Raw genomic sequence first — 22,416 nt, 5'->3', positions numbered from 1 at the left:
TGACTAGAAGCGTAAGGGTTGTTTTCACTTTCATTGTGGGATGAGTTAATTCTTAACTTTATCTAATGACGAGAAATAACCGAATGCAAAGTTTTTAGTAACTCCTGTGCTGTATGGGGCTTGGGTAAAAATGCTATTAACTCAGAGGCTTTGTCTAATACTATCTGTTCGCTTGTTGCTAGTCCACTAACAGCAATGATATGCAGCAGTGGGTTCATTTTGTGCAAGGTATTGATAGTCGTGATTCCATCCATATCTGGCATCATCATATCGACAATTGCCGCACTAATTTTATCTTTCTGCTGGGCATAGAGTGCGACTGCCTCTATACCATCACTGGCAGTCATTGCTTTGTAATTATTCTTTTCTAAAGAAACTTTTGTAATTTCTCTGATCGCAGGTTCGTCATCTACAACCAAAATACATTCTCCGTATCCGGTTGGTATACTTTCTCGATCTTCGGTTAACTGCATCGTAGCTGTCTTGATTGCTGGCAGGTAGACTTGAAATTTTGTGCCCTTGCCGACGCTACTAGATACAATCATGAACCCACCATGACCTTTAATAATACGCATGACAGTTGACAATCCAAGTCCGGTTCCCTGACCAAACTCTTTAGTTGTAAAAAATGGTTCAAAAATTTTATCTAAGAGTTCGTTGGGGATACCAATTCCTGTGTCAGAAACTGTGAGGACAATGTAAGAACCGACTTGAGCATCAAGATGCATTTTGGCAAAGTTTTGATCAATGAAAACATTCTTGGTAGAAATTTGCAAAGTTCCGCCATTTATCATCGCATCACGAGCATTGAGACACAAATTCATTAGCACTTGATAAATTTGTGTGCTATCACCATATAAAGGTAATAAATTTGACTGAATTTTCGTTTGGACGACTATTGATTTGGGAAAAGTTTGTTCAACAACTTGCGTCATTTCTGAAATCAATTCCTTCAATTGAAGTACAGTGCCAGCGCTCGTATACGCCCAGCCAATCGAAGATTGCCTCCCTGAAGGAACTTCAGTGCAGGCATTTCGTGCTTCGCCGCACCTATGGGAGGGACGCTTTGGATAATCACAGCCGACGCGATCGCCGAAGGCGGCTCCCTTCGGAGCATCATCCGTAGAGGGGCTGGATTTTACCCAATTGCCTTCAGTTCCGCTTGCAAATGACAGCACCTGTTTCACTAAATTGGCACCGCGTTTGGCATTATTTTCTACAATGGTTAGCACTTGCTGACTACGCTCATCATCGCAACTCGCTTTGAGCATTGGTACTGACATCAAAATTGGAGACAGCACATTATTTAAATCGTGAGCAATACCACTTGCGAGAGTACCTATACTCTCCAGACGCTGATTGCGTAAAAATTGCTTTTCTAATTGTTTTTTCTCTGTGATATCAGTATCAACTACAAGGATTGATTTCGGTTGAAAATACTCATCACGTACTAGTGTCCAACGACTTTCAACAATAATTTTTTTGCAAGATTTCGTGATTGTTTGTAACTCACCTTGCCATGAGCCAGATTCCAAAACATTTTTAGAAATTTCCCAGTATTGCGGCAAGGGTTCGTTAGAGAAAATTTCCTCTGTTTTTTTACCAAGAGTTTCTTCTGCTTTCCAACCGTAAAGGTTCTCGGCACTTTTATTCCACAGTAAAATTCTATTGCTACTTAAATCACGTACAATAATTGCGTCTGTAACAATATCGAGTAATTCTGCTTGTTCACGAACTTGCTGTTCTGCTAGTTTGCGTACCGTGATATCCTCAAAAATATATAGCTGTGCAAAATATTGGTCATTTTCATCTCGAATACCTTTAGAAAACCGTTTGATAATGCGACCATCATTCAAGAAAATTTCGTCCTCACGTATGCACGTTTGACTTGGAATTAATTGACAGGAAATGAAAGGCGAAACTTCTGTCAATTCGTCGCATTTGTTGATGACATCCTCATGTTTCAATTTGCCGAATTCAATTTGCTCTTTCAGGTGTTGAATGCCTAAAATTTCACCAAAGGATTCATTGACATATAAAATCTTACTAGTACGGTGATCAACAATGTAAAATGCTAGTGGAGAGACCCTAGTCATTGAGCGCAAAAGTGCTTCTTTCCAACACAATTTCTCTTCTGCTTGCTGATATTCTGCTTTTATACTACTTAGCTGAGTTAAATTTCGGCGTAACTCTAGTTGTCTGATCACTAAGCGGCTAATTGCTTTTAGCGACTCCACTTGTTCGGGGCTGATTTTCCTCGGTACGCGATCAACAACACATACAGTCCCTATTGCTTGTTCTTCTGATGTTACTAAAGGAACTCCAGCATAAAATCTCACATAAGGAGCAGACGTTACTATGGGATTAGTAGCAAACCGTTCATCACTCAAAGTATCAGGAATGATTAAAATATCACGTTGTTGGATACAAAGGGGACAAAACCCAATATCCAGAGGCATTTCTTCCACATCCAACCCGACTTTAGCTTTGAACCACTGACGGTTAGTGTCTATCAAATTTATTACTGCAATCGGTGTTGCGCAAGTCTGGGCGGCTAAGAATGCCAAATCGTCAAATGCTTGTTCTGGTGCTGTGTCGAGAATGTCATACTGATGGAGAGCCACAAGCCTTGCTGCTTCATTGTTAGACAATAAAAGATTCATTATATCTTTTCCTATAATATTGAATGATCGCTTGTCTTGATGTGATACAGGGTTCTCCAGATTCTTCAACAAGTGAAGTTTTAAGGTGACGGCATGAATTCAATGTTTACTCTAAGTCGGTTTGCAACTGCCATGTACATTTGCTTTTTAATTTCCAAAAACTAAACATACCTGAGTTGAAAGTTACCAGAGAGGGAGTGAGTGAATGTTAGCGGAGCGACGAGCCGTAGGCTGGGAGAAATATTTTCATATGTTTTGGTGAGGCAGTGCGCGGCTACACTTTCCCGACTTGTAGACGCCCACCGCAAGGCTATCGCAGTGAGACCGGAGGTCTTCCCCGATAGCTTTCTGGCGGGCCGTTCCTACTAAGGTGTACACAGTTCATGACGGCTACTTATACTACTTGCAACTGGTAGCTCGAACTAGGAACTTACCTTTAGGTAAAATTGGTACTTGCTGCACTTGATAGCTCGACGAAGTTACTATCGGATTCTCCATTTAAGTCACTTCATTATAGTAGTATGCCTAAAGGAGGATGACAAACTTTTTTATTTTCAGTGAGATTACGTAAAGTAAACCAAATTTATATAATTGTTGGTATTCTTTTTTAGAATTCAACTTAAAAGAATAAATTCCCCATACAGATAGAAATTATTCAGATGAACTTGGGTCTCGTAGCTTCTGTTACCTCTGCCATTCAGCCGAAAGCTGAAGATAGCTTTGCCGTTAGCTTTGCGCCATTGTCTATTGAAGAGGTTTATGGCAAAGCGGATAACTCAACAAATGGCGCTGTTGTGGTTATGAGTGGGATGGTTCGTAATCAAACAGATGGTAAACCTGTGATTGCTCTAGAATATCAAGCTTATGAACCGATGGCAATGCGGGTGTTTTATCAAATTGCTGCTGATATTCGTCAAAAATGGTCTATTGTGAACCGTGTCGTCATTTATCATCGTGTTGGACGGTTGCAAGTTGGTGAAATCAGCGTTTTAGTTGCCGTGGGTTGTCCTCATCGTTCTGAAGCGTTTGAAGCGTGTCGCTATGCGATAGATACTCTCAAACACAACGCTCCGATTTGGAAAAAAGAACATTGGGCTGATGGTTCAAGTAGCTGGGTGAGTATTGGCGCTTGTGAACACAACCCCTGAGAAAATCCCCGAATGTGTTGCCTATTCACGTGTCAGTTCTCGTGAACAGGCAGAGAATACACCAGCACTCAACCAGCAAATAGCTAGATTAAAAGCATATAGCGTTGAGTTAGTTTTGACAGATGTAGAATCTGGTAGAGAAGATAAAGAGTCTCAACGTCTACAGTTTCAAAAGCTTATGGATTGGGTAAGATTAGGATTAATAAAAAAAGTAATTGTCACTCCTATTAGATAGATTATCCCGTTCTTTACCTAGAAAAAAACATTGGGCAGACGGTTCAAATACCTGGGTGAGTATTGGTGCTTGTGAAGTTCAAGATTGTTAATAAATAACAATTAACAACAAACGACTAACAACAAACTTATAACTTATTTGCACTTATTTACAAAATTGGGAGTTATCTATTTCAGTTTGTAACTATTGGTTTATTCCAAAAGATTATTCCTTTAGACTGATCTCCTATAGATATAGAAAATTTTTGGGATATCAACGCATGCATTCAGTAAATTTAGTTTGTCACGATTTTTTTGTGCTTCTTTCCTTTATCGCTTGCATTACTGGTCTATTGTTACTATGGGAGCGCAAGCAAGAAAATAATGAAGTAGAAGAAACAGAGAAGATTCTGTTTAGAATGAGCTTTTCCTACTGGCTAGTTTACTGTGTTGCTTTCGCTATCCAAAAAATAGTTTTACCTGATTGGGAAACTGTAGTCATGAGTTTAAGGATAACGACGGCACTGTCATATTTCTTAACATTTTCTTGCATCGTCAGCCTTCCGCTACATAAATTTGCAGTCAGTCGTGTTCAGGAATAGTCATTAGTAGAATTAACCATTGGACTTTGGACACAAAGACTAGAAATTACTTTTTCATCGCAAAGGCGATCGCCTCCTCAAGTTGATTTTGATCCAAATTCGTCACAATAAACACCTCTTGCACTGTTTTGCCGTGGCGTGCGATCGCCTTAAACCCACCGCGAATTGGTACTGAAATCCGCAATTGTAAATGAGGGCTATGACCTTTGACTCGCCCAATTTGTCCCGGTGTTACGGTTTGAATCCCATCCTGACGTGTGAGACGTTCTAGGATTGGGATAAGACCACTAATGTGGGTTGAGTGATTCCAAACAAGTCTGCCCTCAGTGGGTTTTGTCATTTTCTTACAGTATTATGCGGCTTCAAGGGGAGCCATCGTCAAACCAGCTCTCGAAAGCTGCTGATGATAGAATTCAGCAGGTTCTTGGGGACCTGTCCAGACAATAGCTTGACCTTCGTTATGCACTTGGTTTGTCAGTTTCCAAGCGCGATCGCTAGTCATACCCGGAATATACTTTACCAAACAATCGTGAACGTGCTGGAAAGTATTAAAATCATCATCCAATACAATCACTTTATAATTTGGATATGGCTTGCGGGTCACTTGACTAGACCGTTCAGGAGCTTTAGTTGGTGCTGTTGCCATCCCGTAAACAGCTGCTGAAAGTCTTGTAACCATAGTACACCTAGCCAAAAAGCTTAACAAAACTAAACTACAATTAACTAGTGTAGTCCATAGTCAATAGTCTAATGACCAATGACTAATGACTAATGACTAATGACTAATTACTTCCAATCATCCCAATTTTGGTTAAAAATCGAGGTATCCGGGAAGGCAGTAGGGTTACCATTTTTCTCCAACAGCTGTTTGAGGAGTTGTAATCGCGGTTCTGGTAAGGGCAATTTATCTACGAGTTGGTAGGGTGCGATGCCATTTTTCAGGGCAAAAGCTGCTGTCGTGCCCGCTGCTGCACCCGCAGACCATTCAAAAGAGTGTACCCTGTATGCTGCTGCTGCGATGTGACTAGTTGCAATGCTTTTACCACCGACGAGTAAATTGTCGATTTTTTGAGGAATCATCGCCCTGAGTGCAATTTGGAAAGGATAAGCTTGCCCAGCACCACGTCTTTCACCGGCACGATCTGTATTTCCGGGCGTTTCTGGAGGGCTTTTGGTCATGCAAGGATGAAAGTCTATGGCGTAGTGACCGATACCCACAGCATCAGGGAAAATAGTGGAACGAGTACGCCGCGCTACCTTATCGGGACTGATCTGCCCTGAAAGAACTGATGCTGCTTCCAAACCTCCTAATGCGGCTTTTAGGCGGCGATACATATCTGGTGGTAGTGTTTTGCGGTAGTACTCGTCATTGTAGTTGCGACGAGAGATATCAATTTCCCAAATAGAAAAGCCTTCGGGTTGTCCCCAGCTAGGGCGTCCAATAATACGTCGTCCTTCTCGCATATATGGATGTTTCGACAAGCCATGCGCTGTCCCCATTGGGGAATCTAAGCCCGATAAAAAGCGGAGATTTGGTTGTGGCTGCTTGACACCATTGCCCAATTGAGAATCTGTATCCCCGGCGCTCAACCAGTAATAGTATCCTAAAGCATTTTCCTCAGCTTTGCGTAAAGATTCTGTTCGCAGTCCACCCATCCAACCTCCTGGCTTCAGTTGCCCACTCGCTTGTAACTGTTGACGAGTGTAAATGAGGTTATCAGCAGAAGTTCCAGGACGGTAATCATTGCCCCAAGTCCAGTTTTGCATTGAGATATCCCCTGGGGTGGGAGCGTTAAACTTGACACCACCAAATTCCATTGGTTGTCCTTTGGTGGGACTCCAAATGCGACGGTAGGTGAAAACCAAGGGAAAACTTGCTAAGCGCTTCAATTCATAACTATAATATGGAGAGTATTGTGGATAAAATGCGGGCATTGTTTGCGGTTGCGGGTCTTTGGTCGCCTCCATTGCAAAGGTGTAGGTAAAGCCCTGAGTACAAAAAGGATCGTTTTGAGGACTGGAAGAAGAAGGTTCCAAATAAGAACGAGCATCAATTCCTAGTCTGTAAGGAACGTCAGCAAGAGCGATAATTTCGCCAGTTTCTGAAGTGTCTACAACATACCAGTTAGGAGCGTTATTGCCAGCTTTACTTTTGGTTTGTTTGGGGGCGAGGCGGACAATAGTTTTGCTAAAGCGGGATGAGTTTTGGTAGGTATAAGTGTCTTCGATGGTTTGAGATAATGGAGTTGTGTTGAGGGGTGGTGCACCTTGAACTGGTTGATGTTGGATGGCGATCGCACTACTAATGAGCTTCCCGTCGCTACTATATTCCAATTCCTTAATCACCGTGTTCGGGAACCATTGCAACTTTCCTTTGCCTTTTTTTTCAGCATCTTTGAGCATTGAAGTCAAAATTTCATGACCATCGCGCGGCAGAAAACACGAGTCACTTACCCAACAGTTACCAGGGTTAATATTACCACGGTATTTGCTCTCAATACGTTTTCGCAGTTCTAAGTAACCGCGAGAGTAGAAGAGTTTGCGACGCTGAGTTGGTCGTTCATCAAGTGCAGCAGTTCCTTGCGAGGAGATTTGTCCTCCCAACCAATCAGTAATTTCGGTCAGGCACACCGTTTCGCCTGCCAATATTGCCTCATAAGCTGTGGCGACACCAGACAGTCCTCCACCTACAACAAGGATGTCACAGTTGACTGTTTTGTCTGGTGTTCTGGGTGGTGCAGCAACGACAGCGTATGGTACGAGAAAAGAGAAAAGAGTCAGTATAGATAGCGATCGCTTAATTCTTAACAAGATCCGTTCAACTCCTAAATCACCTTTTACAGCATTCTTCCCAAATTTCCTGGTGACTTTTTTTTCTTCAGCCAGACAAATTAAACAAATACATTTGCCTTAAGTGCATAAAAATCAAAAGTCACCCATATGAAATATCAGAAGCGGTTTCAATCAATGCCGCCACACAAACAAAAAAGGGAAACTGAAACAATGAACACCAAGATTTTACTTGAACAATGTAAGACAACTAATTTATCACAGAGTAAGCGCTTCACCACCCTCTGAGCTAGACCATTTGTGTTGTGTTGTTGTGCCCGCTAAAAGCGGGCTTTTTTTATTGCGATGACCGCGCATTCGGTGTAATATCATGTCCGGATGAACACTTATAAAAAACGAAGAACCTCAACCGCTTGCGGCACCCTCTGGTGTGGGTTCGCAGGGGTTGGGGTGATACCAATTCAAAATTCAAAGCTTCGACACAACGACAAGCTCAGTGCATCGCTTCGCTCAGCTTTGACGTCGAGCGGTTTACATTGAGCGAAGTCGAAATGAGCCGAGACGTCAAAATCACCGATAGCGTTGCAAGAGCGTGTCCCCTTGGGACGAGCGCGTGCCCGTAAGCGCAGCGTGTCCGTAAGGACTTAGGGCATAGATTTGAGCCTCGCTCCGCGTAGACGCGTAGCGGCTTCTCGTAAGAGTGGAGCTATCGCTTACGCAGGACTTACGCCAACGTGTACTAGTTCATATTTTGCACTTGGCGATTAAAATTGAGGGACACAGAACCCCGACTTCGTAAAAATTGTCGGGGTTTTTGTTTTTCACAAATGATTTAGAACTGCACTATCCCTCTTCTGTCACTTTCCGGGAAGGCGATTGCCCAAAGGGCAGACGCCAGAGGCGTATCGCTAGAAGCCTCATGAGGCAATCAATACAAGCTATGCTATTAGAAAAAAATGGGTCTTGTATTTGTTATTAGAAAAGAATTGCGCAATCGCTTGCTATACAAAAGCTCTAGAATTCAGAAATGGCAAATGTTTTCGGAGAGTGACAGAAGAGGGCTATTACCCTTGGTAAACAATAAAATGAGTTGGTTTGTAAGTGCGAATAAAGTTTGTCATAGTGTCTTTTTCCTCAACAGTTGGTGTGGCAAAACAACCTGCTGTACCACTGTTAGCATTTTGTAGCAAAGCTGATGGATCGTAGTGAATACCTATTTCTGAGCGTTCAGTTTTGAAAGTCGGCGTAACTGGAGACCAAACACCACCAAATTCTCCCCCTTTAAATTCTACTATTCCTGGATAGTTGAAAGTGTAAATTCCAAAAGGTAAAGGCGTTTGAGAACCCGCAATATCAGATGGAGTTTGCTTGTTCGCTCGACCAGAAACACCTCGTACTGTATTCACAACTTGATTTCTGCCATCAATGAGTCGAGTCTGGTATATCCTCAAACCACCACTGATGGTTTTTAACGAGCGATTAGCAACCACTCTCGCTCCTTTGATGATTTTTATAAACTCATTCGCTACCCAACGATTCGCTCCAATTTGTACCCAATTCCTGTTTCCTGCATATACAGGTTCGCTGCTTACAGTTACTTCAGTACCATTAATCAAAGAATCTATTTTTTCCCCGTCAGGAAGCTTGCGAACCGCGAGGGAGTCACCATCTTTTGTTGAAACGTAAGCAATGGAAGGCATTAAATTATATCCTAAAGCTAATTAACAATATTTCATCGAAAAGTTATTTTCGCACTGCTATTAAACTTCAACCCGTCCTGGGAAGATTACGGATATTTTGCCGTTTCACATCAAATCCGTTTGTATCAGAATTATTTCTCCTTCCTTTTTCTCTGGGACGCCAGTTGCTTTACGTTCTTATCGATGGGGTTCTTAATTTTGTTAGCGCAGCCGGGCGTTTGCGTAGCGCCCCTTAGGGGCTAGCAAGTGACTCAGCCATCATGCACAACTACTGAATTTCTCTAAAGGATAGCCGTGCTGTTGGTGCTTTTGGATCTTTACTTGCGAAAGCGCAGTATGCGTTTGGATTCACTTTTCCATAATCCCTGAGGAAGTTCAAACAACTAGAGCGATCACTAAAAGTAGTTACATAAACAACAAATAAATGCTTGTCAACCAAATTTGGATAATCTGGTATCCAAAACACACCTGTTTGAGAATAACCTGCCGCCTGCAAAATTTTCGTTTGCTTGACAGCATTTTGTAAATTTGGGAAGGTAGAGTCTGCTATAAAATGAAATGAACTAGGCAAAGCACCAGTCTCTATATTTTGTTGTTTTAGAATTTGTACCATTTGAGAACTGGGGTTTACAGAAGGAGATAATCTAAAAGGGGCATCTGATCCAGTTGGTTTTGTGACTAATCCAGAGGAGGGTTCTTTCTTATACGCTGTTGGTTGGCGAAAGTTTGTTAACAAAAGACCAATAATTATAGATGTACCGAATAATGCACCTATCATAAAAACGCTACCAATAAATATACTGTTCTGTCTTTTGTTTTCAGCGGCAGGCCTTAGAGTCGTAGGAAGAGTCTGGGTTGGTGGTTGAGTACGCTTACCCACCTGCTCAGATGCAAGAGAACTTGCTATGCTTTGTAAAGCATATATCATTGCTCTAGCGCTGGGATAGCGTTCCCTAATATTGTTGCGAATTGCTTTATCTAGGACTGCTGCTAAACTTGCACTGACTCCATCGCGCTGCCAGATACTCTCCCCAGTGTATAAGTCTGTCGTCATTTGTTGCGGCAATTGTCCTGTGAGCAAATAAATAGCTGTTAGTCCTAAACTATATAGATCACTGGCAAAAACTGGACGCCCTGCTGCTTGTTCATTAGGCATAAAACCCGCTGTACCAACAATAATTGAACTGCTGACAGATCCTTGAGAACTCACCACTGTCCCCATCGTTTCTCGCACTGCACCAAAATCAATCAACACTGGTTTGTGATCTGATGAGCGCAAAATGATGTTATCTGGCTTAATATCCCGATGGATGAGACCTTTGTCATGCACATATTCCAGCACATCTAACAAACAGATCAAAATGGAGACAACCTCGCTTTCGCTTAAACATCCACTTTGTTGGACTTTCTCAAACAGGGTTTGTCCGTCGATCCATTCCTGTACTAAATAGAATTGTCCAAACTTCTGAAAGTAAGCGTACAGAGTGGGAATTTGATGACTAGCAGCTCCAAGATCCTCTAAAGCGATAGCTTCCCGTCGAAATCGCTTTTGTATCTGTTCTTGAATCAGAGGACTGTCGTTGACTGGTTTGAGTTGTTTAATCACACAACGGCGTGCCGAGGGCATTTGGGTGTCTTCTGCTAAGAAAGTGTCGCAAAATCCACCAGATCCAAGTACGCTGATGATATGATAACGCTCACTCAGTAATGCTGGTATCGTTCTTTTTTCTTGATTCATATTAATTTTTGTGTTTTCTAAATGATTGACAAGACAAAATCGTAATTTTTACAAATCCAGTTATTGAGGATGTACAATTTCTGAGTTTTGTCAATGATTTTAATAGAATTTTCATAGAAAATTGTCAATAGCAGAATATTACAAGGAATTCCTACTTTGAGAAACAATTAAATTTTATATCAACTCAAGATTTTAAATTCAAAATAAGTTATTTAATTTTTGTCAACGGAGAATAATTGAAGAAGAAAATTATGAAAAAAGGAAAACTCAGAGAAATTTATATATCCCGAGCCAAATTATTTTGTTTGAGAGTAATTTAAGTTAATTATAACGCTTCTTTATGAGTCAGCAGACATTCTCTAAAAAAAGTGCAAAAATAGTGATGCTTTTAGTGGTATGGAAAGCTTAATCTATATGCATCAAACCACGAAAAAATAAAATTTAATCCATCATATACCTTGAGGTTAAGCTGATGCTTCAGGAAGATTTAGTTATCAGTAGTAGCCATGACTCACGGCTTGTAACGTTTTCCATTATCATTGCAGTTTTTGCATCATACACTGCTCTTGATTTAGCTGGGCGGGTCACGGCAGCCAAGGCATCGGCGAGAATGGCTTGGCTGATTGGCGGCGGGATTGTAATGGGAATCGGTATCTGGTCGATGCATTTTGTCGCGATGCTTGCCTTCAGTTTGCCGATACCGATGTTCTACGACATGTGGACTGTGGTGGTGTCAATACTGCCTGCCATCATTGCCTCGCTTGGCGCACTTTTTCTTGCCAGTCGCCGAGTGTTGAATCTCTGGCAATTGCTGATTGGTGGTACCCTCATGGGTATTGGTATTGCGTCGATGCACTACATTGGAATGTACGCGATGCGAATGGAAGCAACCACTGAGTATAACCCACTGCTGTTTATGCTTTCTGTGCTGATCGCCATTGGTGCGTCGATCATCGCACTATGGATTGCGTTTCAATTACGCATGCAGACGAGTAGCGTGGGGTGGACAAAGCTTGGCAGTGCAGTCGTCATGGGAGTAGCAATTGCTGGGATGCACTACACAGGAATGGCAGCGGCTCATTTTAAAGCCAGCAATTTACAAGTATTTACGAATTCCCAAGCAATAACTAACTCCCTAAGTTGGCTGGCTATTGGCATTGGTGTCGCCACTGTTGTTATCTTGGGTTTTGCATTGCTAACTTCGTTTGTCGATCAGCGTTTAGCAGCCTCAGGGAAGCTTTTGGAACAACAAGAAGTCGAAACGATACGTTCCCAGCAATTTATAGAAATTACTCTAGGCATCCGGCGATCGCTCAAATTAGATGATATTTTCGGTACAACCGTTAATGAAATTCGTCAAGCATTAACAACAGATCGTGTTGTGATTTATCACTTCAATTCTGACTGGAGTGGTACTATTATCGCGGAGTCAGTTGCAGAGGGTTTGGTGAAAACTTTAGGACAAAAAGTCAATGATTCATTTCGCGAAGATGAGATTGAAATGTACAAAAGTGGTAGAGTTCGAGCCACTAGCAACATTTATAAAGCAGATTTTACAGATAGTCAGAAAAATCTTTTAGAAAGTTTTCAAATTAAGGCAAATTTAGTTGCACCTATTTTAAAAAATTATCAGCTGACAGGTTTATTATGTGCCCATGAATGCTTAAGACCTCGAAAATGGCAAAAGTCTGAAATTGATTTATTTAGACAACTCGCAATTCAAGTTGGAATTGCCTTAGAACAAGCCAGTCTTTTTGATGAACTTCAACAGGCACAAAAAGTATTGCTGCTTCGTGATCGAGCAATTGCAGCTGCTAGTAACGCCATCTTTATTACCGACTCGCACCAAAGCGACAATCCGATCATTTTTTGCAACCCCGCTTTTGAAACAATCACAGGTTATTCACAAGAAGATGTGCTTGGATGCAACTACCGCTTTTTACTGGGAACCGACACAAATCAAACGACTGTTGAACAAATACGCGACGCTATGCGTGACTCGAGTGAATACCAAATTATTGTCAGGAGTTACCGCAAAGATAGCACCCCATTTTGGTGTGAATTAACAGTTTCTCCAGTACGAGACGCATTTGGACGCGTCACAAATTTTATTGGAGTGCTATCTGACATTACTTTACGCAAGCAAGCGGAAGAAGGATTTCGGCAGACTAAAGAAGTTCTTCAAAGGCAGCTTTTAGAACTTATTGGTGATGTTAAAGAAGCAACTCATGGTGATTTAACAGTTCGAGCTAAAATTTCAGTTGGTGAAATTGGTGTAGTGGCTGATTTTTTAAATACTATTATCGACAGTTTCCAGCGGATTGTAACTCAAGTCAAAACAGCTGCTGACCAACTGAGTGTTGCTATGGAGCCAAACTCTAGTGCTATCCAACACTTAGCAGATGAAGCACTCATACAGGTTAACGAAATTAACCACAGTCTTGAAGAAATGGATAACATGAGTGTGTCGATCCAAACAGTCGCACAGATTGCTCACCAAGCGACAGAAGTTATTGAAGCGACTTCTGATAAAGCACAGACGGCTGGTAAAGCAATGGATTTTACGCTCGATACTATTTGGAATTTACAACAAATTGTTGTGGAAACTGCGAACAGAGTCAAGTGTGTGGGCGAAACTTCTCAAAAAATTTCCTCCTTTGTATCCTTGATGAAGCAAATTGATATGCAAGTCAACTTGTTAGCTGTCAATGCTGGTGTTGAGGCTGCGTGGATGGGTGGAAATCCAATCTTTATCAAATTAGCAGAAGAAATTTCTCAATTGGTTGCGAAGTCTGCTGAAGTAACCAAAGAAATTTCACAAATTTTCGACAACATTCAATCGCAAACCAGGGAAGTTGTCAGAGGCATAGAACAAGGAACAACTCAGATGGTGGGTGGAGTAAAAGTTGTTGAAAATGCCAAGTATAATCTCAATCAGATTATAGACGTGTCCCGCCAGATTGATTCTTGCTTAGAGTTAATTCTTACAGAAACAGTTTCTCAGACAAAAACATCTCAAACAGTTGTGTCGTCCATAAAAGAGGTTGCTGAAGCTTGTGAACGTACTGCCGATTCGTCTGGTATAGTGTCTCATTCTCTGCAGCAAACACAAGAAGTAGCGCTAGAATTACAGGATTCAGTCGGTATCTTTAAAACAGGGTTAAGCACATGATACTCATTGAATCTAAAATTAATCAGACATATGTGTAAGAACGTTTACTGATAACTTTATTAGGAGCAACCGACTAGATTAGGAGCAACCGACTAGCGGCGCGCCACCCGTTATGAATGAAACAAACACCTTTTTCCCTGTTAAGCGTTAAGCGTTAAGCGTTCCCTGTTAAGCGTGTTTCTTGAAAGCAATTTTTAACAAAAGAACTCACGTGTCAGTCAAAAGAAGTCAGTGGGAAAGATGCAATACATATAATATTTTTAGTACTGCTCGCCTGGGCTGGTCAGTACATCACCCCAAAAGGAGATATTTTGATGAATTTAAAGGCAGTTGTAGAACTGTTCCAAGAGACATTCCAAGAATGGAGTAAGGATAAAGCGTCACGTTTAGCCGCAGCACTCTCTTATTACACTATTTTTTCTATTGCCCCATTACTGATTATTGTCATTGCGATCGCCGGTGCGGTATTTGGAGAAGCAGCGGCACAGGGCGCAATTGTAGAGCAACTTCAAGGTTTAGTCGGTAAACCTAGCGCACAAGTTATCCAGACAGCCATTCAAAATGCCAGCCAGCCGAAAGCGGGAACTATCGCTTCCATTATCAGCGTTGTCGTCCTGCTGTTTGGTGCTACTGGTTTATTTACCGAGTTGCAAGATGCCCTAAATACGATTTGGGAAGTGCAGCCAAAACCCGGACGGGTTATGAAAAACATAGTTCGCCAACGTGTGACATCGTTTGCGATGGTATTAGTTATTGGTTTTTTATTACTTGTGTCACTTGTGATTAGTGGAGTGTTAGTAGCGCTAGTTGGTTACTTTAAAAATGTCGTACCTGGTGTCGATTTTATCTGGCAGTTTCTCAACTTCATCATTGGTTTTGCCATCACCACATTACTATTTGGGCTAATTTTCAAAGTACTGCCAGATGTTAAAATTACTTGGAGTGATGTTTTAACCGGAGCTGCGCTCACCGCATTTTTGTTTTCTATTGGCAGGTATCTTTTGGGACAGTATCTGGGTAACGGCAGTTTTGGATCAGCCTACGGTGCTGCTGGCTCTGTGGTAATTATCTTGGCTTGGGTTAATTATGCTGCCCAGATTCTCTTTTTTGGTGCCGAGTTTACCCAGGTTTATGCGAGAAAGTATGGTTCCCGCATTATCCCCGATAAACATGCCATTCCTCTGACAGAAGATGCTCGCCTTAATCAAGGGATGAAACCAAAAAATAGGAATGAACGAACACAAAAGAGAAAACGCTCTGATGATGACTCTAACTAATAGCAATTCCAAAAATGTTTGTGACAGATAGTGCATTTAACCCGCAAGTCGTAGTCAGTCAACAAAGTAATTACTTATGGGGTAAGTTGAGCCAAGAGTTGAATCATCTTGGTTCACAAATTTTCCAACTAAAGTAGAGCAATAAAATTAAACGTAAGATGTACGCAACGACCAAAATGTACTGAAAGGAAGCAATCTTCTCAAATTATATGTTATTTTTTTTAGGTATAACTATTTATCAAGTAACGACAAAAAAACTTAAAAAAAACCTCTAGTTTTCTCTAGAGGCTTTAGTCGTAATTGAGAAGAGAAATGCTGGAGAAGCATAGTAGTTTTATTTTGCCTGATAGACTAACAATATACCCACATCCAGAAGGAATAGAATCAAAAAAGATAATTTTTATACTTAGAAATAAGAGAACTCTGAATTGTTGGAATTATACTCTACGCATAAATTATTCTACAAATACCAGCTTGTATTTTTTTATAGGTAAATAATAACACTGCAGTCTAGTGATATATACTTTAAAATGTGATAGTGTACACATTAAACAAGTCAATCTTATGAGTGCCCTTACACCCCTACACCCCTGTGTTTCTTCAAAGTAAGAGCAAACTTTTGATTAAAGTCTGCTACATACTCTTTATGAGTTCCCGCGTTCTTTGTACAATATGACGGTTGTACTAAGTGGCGGACTGTGATTGAGCGTTATACCTTGCCCGAGATGGGCAATCTCTGGACAGAAGCATATAAGCTAAAAACTTGGCTGCAAGTAGAAATTGCTGTTTGTGAGGCTCAAGCTGAGTTGGGTTATATTCCAACTACAGCGGTTGAGGAGATTAAGGCAAAGGCGAATTTTGATCCAAAGCGGGTGCTGGAAATTGAAGCTGAAGTCCGCCACGATGTGGTTGCTTTCTTGACAAATGTCAATGAATATGTTGGTGAGGTGGGGCGTTACATCCACTTGGGTTTAACGAGTTCTGATGTGCTGGATACGGCTTTGGCACTGCAACTTGTTGCTAGTCTGGATGTGTTGATGCAACGCCTAGAAGATTTGATTGAGGTTATTCGTCAAAAGGCTAAGGAACATCGCACCACGGTGATGATTGGACGTTCCCACGGTATTCACGCTGAACCTATCACTTTTGGTTTTAAGTTGGCTGGGTGGTTAGCAGAAGTGTTGCGACACCAAGAACGTTTGAAAATTTTGCGTGAAACAATCGCTGTGGGTAAGATGTCTGGTGCAGTGGGAACTTATGCCAATATTGAACCTCGGGTGGAGGCGATCGCCTGCGAAAAACTCGGACTCAAACCGGATACAGCATCGACACAGGTGATATCGCGCGATCGCCACGCCGACTTTGTGCAGCAACTAGCAATGCTTGCCGCATCCATAGAACGCTTCGCCGTCGAAATTCGCAACTTACAAAAAACAGACGTTCTAGAAGTCGAAGAATTCTTCTCCAAAGGGCAAAAAGGCTCCTCAGCCATGCCCCACAAACGCAACCCCATTCGTTCAGAAAGACTCACAGGAATGGCAAGATTAGTTCGCTCTCATGCTGGTGTTGCCCTGGAAAATATCGCATTATGGCATGAGAGAGATATTTCCCATAGTTCGGCAGAACGAGTGATTCTTCCCGACTCTTGCATTTTGACTCACTTTATGTTGAAAGAAATCACCGAGTTGGTGAAAAACCTACTGGTTTATCCAGACAACATGGAACGGAATATGTACTGTTATGGTGGCGTGGTATTCAGCCAGAGGGTGCTATTAGCACTGGTAGACAAAGGAATGAGCCGTGAAGATGCTTACGCAATTGTGCAGCAAAACGCTCACACCGCTTGGAACAAACCAGACGGTGATTTTCATGAGTTGATTGTCAAAGACTCTCGCGTTACCGAAAAATTATCGTCAGCAGAAATTGAAGAGTGTTTTGATGCACAGCAGCATTTAAAACATTTAGAGGAGGTTTATCAACGGCTGGGAATTTAGTTTTAAAACAGTGAACAGTGAACAGTGAACAGTAAACAGTGAACAAGGGGTGGACGAGTCCGTTTCCTACCTGATAACTGATAACTGATAACTGTTCACTGATAACTGATAACTGTTTACTGTTAAATTTCCTGAAATATTTTATAATTGCCACAGACGACTTCTACACAGATATCTCCTTCCAAACGAAAATAAATGAGTGATGAATCTGTCTCAATGCTTCCCTTTGAATCCTTAAATGGGTAAGACAAGGCTGATAAAATTTGACTTCCGCCTTCCTCGATTTTCTTGAGTTCCACTTCCCCTACCCAAAAGCAAAAATCTTCATCATCTGTATTTAGAGGCTGAGAAATCACAAGGTGAACGATTCGATAAAGTTCAATCTTCGCATCACCAGATTCGGGACCAAAGGTAAACTCAAGGCGCAATCCAAAATTTTGAGGAAGTAAGGAAATTCCAATGAGATCAGCGCTTTTCAAATCTTCCAAAAAGGTTGTTATATTTTGGGCAATGCTTATAGTCATGGAATCACAATTTCTCCGGTACTATGTGTATTTGCTCCAGGGATAAATTGTATTTGGCTACCAAATTGATCGTACCTACGACGGTAATATTTTCTATTATTACCTTTAATCTTTGGTCCGCTACGGACAATTTCTCCATTTGGTCTAATATGAATTACACTGCCATCTGGATGCTCATAAGTTTCATATCCGCCTGTTGTGGAGGTTTTAAATTCAAAGCCTTGAGAGATGAGTATTGTTCTTGCTTCTAACCTAGTTTTTCCTGTTAAATTAGTAAGCTGCTGGGCGGCTAGATTCATCAGTGAGAAAGCACAATTCGTTTTGTAATATTTGTTTTGTTCATTGAGTATTACACATCAGAGATACAATTACTTGTGTTTCCTCTGACCATGCAGTGTTAATCCCCTTGCGCTTAAGTGGATAATTTCAACTTTTGGATCGAATTGAGCAGGACTTGAAAATAATTGGTGATGGGCGATAGCTTCTCTACGAGACGCTGCGCGTAAGTCCCAAAGGGACACGCTTGCGCTTACGCGCTCTGCCCGGAGCGCAGATTGCATGAATAAACAGGTATTTTTCACTCACAATTCAATAGCCAGCAAGTTGACTTATTAGATTTGAACTAATCTGAAAACTGAAGCTAAAAATCCACTTATCACTATCAAACCGAGTATATATAGAATTTGGGTAGTACGTTGAGCCTTAACTAAGATTTCCTGGTAAGAAAGTTGATGATTTCTAATCAGAAAGAAGGCTGGAGGACTAAATATTTGGGGTAGCAGTCGATTGAGTAAAAATCGCAGCAAAGTGTTGATATTCCATAGCTTTGTGCGAAGGGGAGCTTGGTTATACTGCCAAGGAAAAGCAATTTGGGCAAGACGTATCAAAGCTTTGACATCAGCAAACCGTAAGGATTCGTACAAAGGCAGAGCACTAGAGATGTCATCATCATTTTTAGAAAGTGCTTCGTTGAGGACACACACATCTTCTAATGCAGAATTGACTCCTTGTCCGATGTCTGGAGGAAAGCAATGGATAGTGTCCCCTAACAAGACTACCCCAACGGTAGAAGAACGATCGCCTATTCCTTGATTTGCTTGTTTGTGTGTTAACTCGAAGTGCAATCCAGAACAATATTGAGGAGGAGGAAAGTAACCGCCTTCACTGGAAGCAAATCGAGCAGCTTCTTCAGGCGAAACTATTTGGTGTATGGGCAATTGTGGAAAGGCTTGCTCAAAAAAGTTATACACCTGTTCACTATTTTTTAATTCCCATATCTCATGATTTGGTAGTCTAATGATATTTGCACTACGAAATTCATTTGGATTTTTAATTGGTAATAAACCAAGGGACAGTGTTCGCCTGCGGTCTCGGAAAGCGCTACGAACTGCATATGACATAGTACATACAGCGTGTTCCTCACCACTCTTATCTAACGGAAAATTTGGAGGTAAACTTAAGACTTTATACCTCAAATTTGAGCTAGGCGAAGGAAAACACTTCATCTCAAATCTATCTGATGTAGGTTTGTCCCACTCTTTCAAAGTGTTTCGGACAATGGAGTAAATGCCATCACAACCAACCAGAAGCTGAGGCTCAAATTTGGCAACACTACCGTTCTGTGTTTGGGAAACAACTTCAAGCTGTTCACCCTCTGCGTTTTCTTGGGCTATCTTATTGATTTCAACACATGTTGTATTAAACAGTACAGTGATCTTGTCTTGCCAATTACGTTCAATTTCTTGATATAGCAAAAGAACAAATGCCCTTCGGGGAATCCAGTAAGCTGTTTTTTGCTTTGGATCTACAAAAGGTAATTTAAATGTTTTTTTGCTTCCGTTGGCTTTGATTTCTGTGAGATAAAATTCTGTATTTGGAACACTAATTTCTACTAGCTTGTCAGTCATTCCAAGGAAGTCAGTAAATTTTTGACCCCGACCATCAATGAGATAATTGAATGATTTATCGGGTTCATAGTAATCAGCAGTGGCGCGTTTTTCCAAAACTGTAATATTTGTCCAACCACGTTTGGCTAGCATTAATGCTGTGGCAAGTCCTGCTGGGCCTCCCCCAACAATCAATACATTTTGGCGAGAATGATTGGTTTTCTCTGCTGCACGAGTATCGGTAAGCATATTAATGTTCGTGTTGGCATCTGCGATTATTTTCAATATTAGATAATATATCTCGCTTTAACTCTTACTTTGGTTTTAATTCCCTTGCGGGGAAGTGGGTGATTTCAACTTGCGAATCCTTGTACAAGCCATATCCTGATGTTCTATTGTTTTAATCCCCTTAACGGGGAATAGAGAATTTCAACAAGCAAAAGATTATTATGAACCACTCATGCTTGGTAGTTTCAATCCCCTTAACGGGGAATAGAGAATTTCAACATGAGGTCAGAGACTTATATTATTATGCACATCCGTTTCAATCCCCTTAACGGGGAATAGAGAATTTCAACCTCAATCTAGCCGCAATTTGCTGGGCACTATCACTAGTTGTGTTTCAATCCCCTTAACGGGGAATAGAGAATTTCAACCTTTGTCCCAATTAGGAGATAACAATGGCAGCAGGTTTCAATCCCCTTAACGGGGAATAGAGAATTTCAACTTTGACGGATTTCATCCCTAAAATCACTCATGTATTAATATCTGTTTCAATCCCCTTAACGGGGAATAGAGAATTTCAACTATTAATGGAAGCCAAATAGGAGGTGACGTTAGTATGTTTCAATCCCCTTAACGTGGAATAGAGAATTTCAACTTAAAGAAAAATTATGTGTATTCCCTGTTAATGAAGTTTCAATCCCCTTAACGGGGAATAGAGAATTTCAACTACCTTAGAAGCGATCGCATCATCTTTAGGAGTATTGAAAGCTAGTTTCAATCCCCTTAACGGGGAATAGAGAATTTCAACACGACAACGTGGGCGGAATTGCAATTTTAGAAGATATTGTTTCAATCCCCTTAACGGGGAATAGAGAATTTCAACTTGCTTGCCTTCCATCACATTTAGAAAAGCTGATTCAGGTTTCAATCCCCTTAACGGGGAATAGAGAATTTCAACACAATTAGTGTCTCACCGAGCTATGTTTCCGGATCTCCTGTTTCAATCCCCTTAACGGGGAATAGAGAATTTCAACTAAGCCGTTTGCGCCGTCCTTTCATGCAAGTTCACGTTTCAATCCCCTTAACGGGGAATAGAGAATTTCAACGCTATGATTAATTCGTCCAACTTGATTAGTACTGTGTTTCAATCCCCTTAACGGGGAATAGAGAATTTCAACTGCAAGCGGTTGTTAATGCTTCAGACTCGAAGATTCTTGTTTCAATCCCCTTAACGGGGAATAGAGAATTTCAACCTAATGAGTTCTTCTTCCAGAGTTTCGTACAGCAGCGTTTCAATCCCCTTAACGGGGAATAGAGAATTTCAACTGAAGTGTCACCCAAGTTAGATGCTATGTTTTTGGTTTCAATCCCCTTAACGGGGAATAGAGAATTTCAACGAATGGCGGCAGGGTTAGGGGTTCGAGCCGTTGGGTTTCAATCCCCTTAACGGGGAATAGAGAATTTCAACGTGCTTTTTTTGTTGAAGCGACTTCTGGAAACATGTTTCAATCCCCTTAACGGGGAATAGAGAATTTCAACCAGATTACTACGACCGAAAAAGGAGAGAAGATGAAGTTTCAATCCCCTTAACGGGGAATAGAGAATTTCAACTGCGGTCATATAAAACCCATGACCTATTTAGTTTTCGAGGTGCGGTTGCGCGGATGTATAACAAAAGTAGCATTTCAGCGATCCGACGTCAAGTAGTGCCAATTTCAAAACAGCCTCAAACTTACTCCTGGTAAAGATTCTAGCGATCGCGCGGATCAAATTTTATCAAAAAACTCCCAAACTCAGAACTGATAAGCTTTTGAGCCGCAAATTTCCTATTGGCTTTTCAAACAGCTACCCATCCGCGCAGTCTTTCAAAATTCTGAGGTTTTATTAGGAGTAATATTACGTGGATAAGTCAATTTCCAGCTTTGTGGATCTTTTAATTCATTGTACATACCCTGAAGAATTAACCTGAAAGCCGTTCGAGTTCTAATGTAGTCCCGGATCAAATGCGTACCTGGTTCAGCAAAAATGCCATCAACTTCTTGTAACGTGCCAAATGGCTTTTCACAGTTGCTGCCAGCACCTTTTACAGTTAAAACAAAAAATGGGGCTTCCTTGTATTTATCTGGTACTTCAAAGATTCCATAAACATGATGTTCACCAAGCCACGGCTGAACAACGACTTTGGTAGCATACACATCGTATTTTCCGAATCTTGGTCTCAAAACTGCTTTGATGTTGCAATTAGAATCATCGACAGGAAACCATAAATAAAGTGTCGTCAGGCTAGTGACTAATAAAAGCAAGATAAAAGTAATATAGTTGTGTTTCCACCACATAAGGTTAAAGAATTCGTGATTCGTCAGGTAAGTGGGTCAAATTTAATATAAAACCTCACCCTGCCTCCTGCTTCCCTCTCCTTATCAAGGAGAGGGATTGAAAGTGAGGTCTTATCTTATATTTCATTAGCTACTAACTAAGTTAATG

At 41.1% G+C, this 22,416-nt stretch carries 17 protein-coding genes and 1 CRISPR repeat array; of the genes, 7 read left to right on the top strand and 10 right to left on the bottom strand.

All coding sequences use genetic code 11. The features are described from left to right. Positions 1 to 62 precede the first annotated feature (62 nt). Positions 63 to 2,663 carry a hybrid sensor histidine kinase/response regulator gene (locus AC5JM2_RS04365; RefSeq protein ID WP_495833689.1) on the bottom strand — a complete coding sequence of 867 codons (2,601 nt, stop codon included), beginning with the start codon at positions 2,661 to 2,663 and terminating at the stop codon, positions 63 to 65. A gap of 659 nt (positions 2,664 to 3,322) precedes the next feature. Between AC5JM2_RS04365 and AC5JM2_RS04360 the strand changes: the two genes are divergently transcribed. From AC5JM2_RS04360 to AC5JM2_RS04350, 3 genes are all read left to right on the top strand, one after another. After that, a complete protein-coding gene (locus AC5JM2_RS04360; RefSeq protein ID WP_495833688.1) occupies positions 3,323 to 3,811 on the top strand; it encodes a molybdenum cofactor biosynthesis protein MoaE in 489 nt (162 codons plus the stop codon). Continuing rightward, positions 3,795 to 4,046, top strand: coding sequence for a recombinase family protein (locus AC5JM2_RS04355; RefSeq protein ID WP_495833687.1), 252 nt, complete (start codon positions 3,795 to 3,797; stop codon positions 4,044 to 4,046). The genes AC5JM2_RS04360 and AC5JM2_RS04355 overlap by 17 nt, the downstream gene beginning before the upstream one ends. A gap of 259 nt (positions 4,047 to 4,305) precedes the next feature. Continuing rightward, positions 4,306 to 4,626 (top strand): hypothetical protein, encoded by a 321-nt coding sequence (locus tag AC5JM2_RS04350; RefSeq protein ID WP_495833686.1) that lies wholly within the window; start codon positions 4,306 to 4,308, stop codon positions 4,624 to 4,626. A 46-nt stretch (positions 4,627 to 4,672) separates the two neighbouring features. Here the strand turns inward: AC5JM2_RS04350 and AC5JM2_RS04345 are convergent, their stop codons facing one another. From AC5JM2_RS04345 to AC5JM2_RS04325, 5 genes are all read right to left on the bottom strand, one after another. After that, complete coding sequence (locus tag AC5JM2_RS04345) at positions 4,673 to 4,966, bottom strand: DUF2103 domain-containing protein (protein ID WP_495833685.1); 294 nt, start codon at positions 4,964 to 4,966, stop codon at positions 4,673 to 4,675. Between the two features lie 12 nt (positions 4,967 to 4,978). Continuing rightward, on the bottom strand, positions 4,979 to 5,305 hold the full coding sequence (gene clpS, locus AC5JM2_RS04340) for an ATP-dependent Clp protease adapter ClpS (protein ID WP_495833684.1): 327 nt from the start codon (positions 5,303 to 5,305) through the stop codon (positions 4,979 to 4,981). Between the two features lie 107 nt (positions 5,306 to 5,412). Continuing rightward, entirely contained in the window at positions 5,413 to 7,428 is a 2,016-nt protein-coding gene (locus AC5JM2_RS04335; RefSeq protein WP_495833705.1) for an FAD-dependent oxidoreductase, read from the bottom strand. A gap of 1,052 nt (positions 7,429 to 8,480) precedes the next feature. Beyond that, positions 8,481 to 9,116, bottom strand: a complete 636-nt coding sequence (locus tag AC5JM2_RS04330) for an SH3 domain-containing protein (protein WP_495833683.1) — start codon at positions 9,114 to 9,116, stop codon at positions 8,481 to 8,483. A gap of 268 nt (positions 9,117 to 9,384) precedes the next feature. Then, entirely contained in the window at positions 9,385 to 10,854 is a 1,470-nt protein-coding gene (locus tag AC5JM2_RS04325; protein WP_495833682.1) for a protein kinase domain-containing protein, read from the bottom strand. Positions 10,855 to 11,326: 472 nt separating this feature from the next. On the opposite strand from AC5JM2_RS04325, the gene AC5JM2_RS04320 reads away from it, so the two are divergent. From AC5JM2_RS04320 to purB, 4 genes are all read left to right on the top strand, one after another. Beyond that, positions 11,327 to 14,026: an MHYT domain-containing protein gene (locus tag AC5JM2_RS04320; RefSeq protein ID WP_495833681.1), complete on the top strand. Its 2,700-nt coding sequence runs from the start codon at positions 11,327 to 11,329 to the stop codon at positions 14,024 to 14,026. Positions 14,027 to 14,340: 314 nt separating this feature from the next. After that, complete coding sequence (locus AC5JM2_RS04315; RefSeq protein ID WP_495833680.1) at positions 14,341 to 15,303, top strand: YihY/virulence factor BrkB family protein; 963 nt, start codon at positions 14,341 to 14,343, stop codon at positions 15,301 to 15,303. Between the two features lie 14 nt (positions 15,304 to 15,317). Next, positions 15,318 to 15,440 carry a hypothetical protein gene (locus AC5JM2_RS04310; protein WP_495833679.1) on the top strand — a complete coding sequence of 41 codons (123 nt, stop codon included), beginning with the start codon at positions 15,318 to 15,320 and terminating at the stop codon, positions 15,438 to 15,440. 561 nt (positions 15,441 to 16,001) lie between these two features. Then, entirely contained in the window at positions 16,002 to 17,297 is a 1,296-nt protein-coding gene (gene purB / locus AC5JM2_RS04305; RefSeq protein ID WP_495833678.1) for an adenylosuccinate lyase, read from the top strand. Positions 17,298 to 17,419: 122 nt separating this feature from the next. Here the strand turns inward: purB and AC5JM2_RS04300 are convergent, their stop codons facing one another. The 4 genes from AC5JM2_RS04300 to AC5JM2_RS04285 form a co-directional block, all read right to left on the bottom strand. Beyond that, positions 17,420 to 17,821, bottom strand: coding sequence for a hypothetical protein (locus tag AC5JM2_RS04300; protein ID WP_495833677.1), 402 nt, complete (start codon positions 17,819 to 17,821; stop codon positions 17,420 to 17,422). Further along, the gene (locus AC5JM2_RS04295; protein ID WP_495833676.1) at positions 17,818 to 18,120 is read right to left on the bottom strand and encodes a PASTA domain-containing protein; all 303 of its coding nucleotides are present in this window, start codon (positions 18,118 to 18,120) and stop codon (positions 17,818 to 17,820) included. The genes AC5JM2_RS04300 and AC5JM2_RS04295 overlap by 4 nt, the downstream gene beginning before the upstream one ends. Before the next feature lie 312 nt (positions 18,121 to 18,432). After that, a complete protein-coding gene (locus AC5JM2_RS04290; protein ID WP_495833704.1) occupies positions 18,433 to 19,956 on the bottom strand; it encodes an FAD-dependent oxidoreductase in 1,524 nt (507 codons plus the stop codon). Positions 19,957 to 20,104: 148 nt separating this feature from the next. Next, positions 20,105 to 21,543: a CRISPR direct-repeat array (repeat unit 37 nt; unit sequence GTTTCAATCCCCTTAACGGGGAATAGAGAATTTCAAC). Between the two features lie 254 nt (positions 21,544 to 21,797). Further along, the gene (locus AC5JM2_RS04285; RefSeq protein WP_495833675.1) at positions 21,798 to 22,268 is read right to left on the bottom strand and encodes a hypothetical protein; all 471 of its coding nucleotides are present in this window, start codon (positions 22,266 to 22,268) and stop codon (positions 21,798 to 21,800) included. Positions 22,269 to 22,416: the final 148 nt, after the last annotated feature.

This window comes from Brasilonema angustatum (assembly GCF_059505445.1).
Note: the sequence above shows the minus strand (reverse complement) of the source record. Positions and strands in the feature narration are given on the sequence as shown.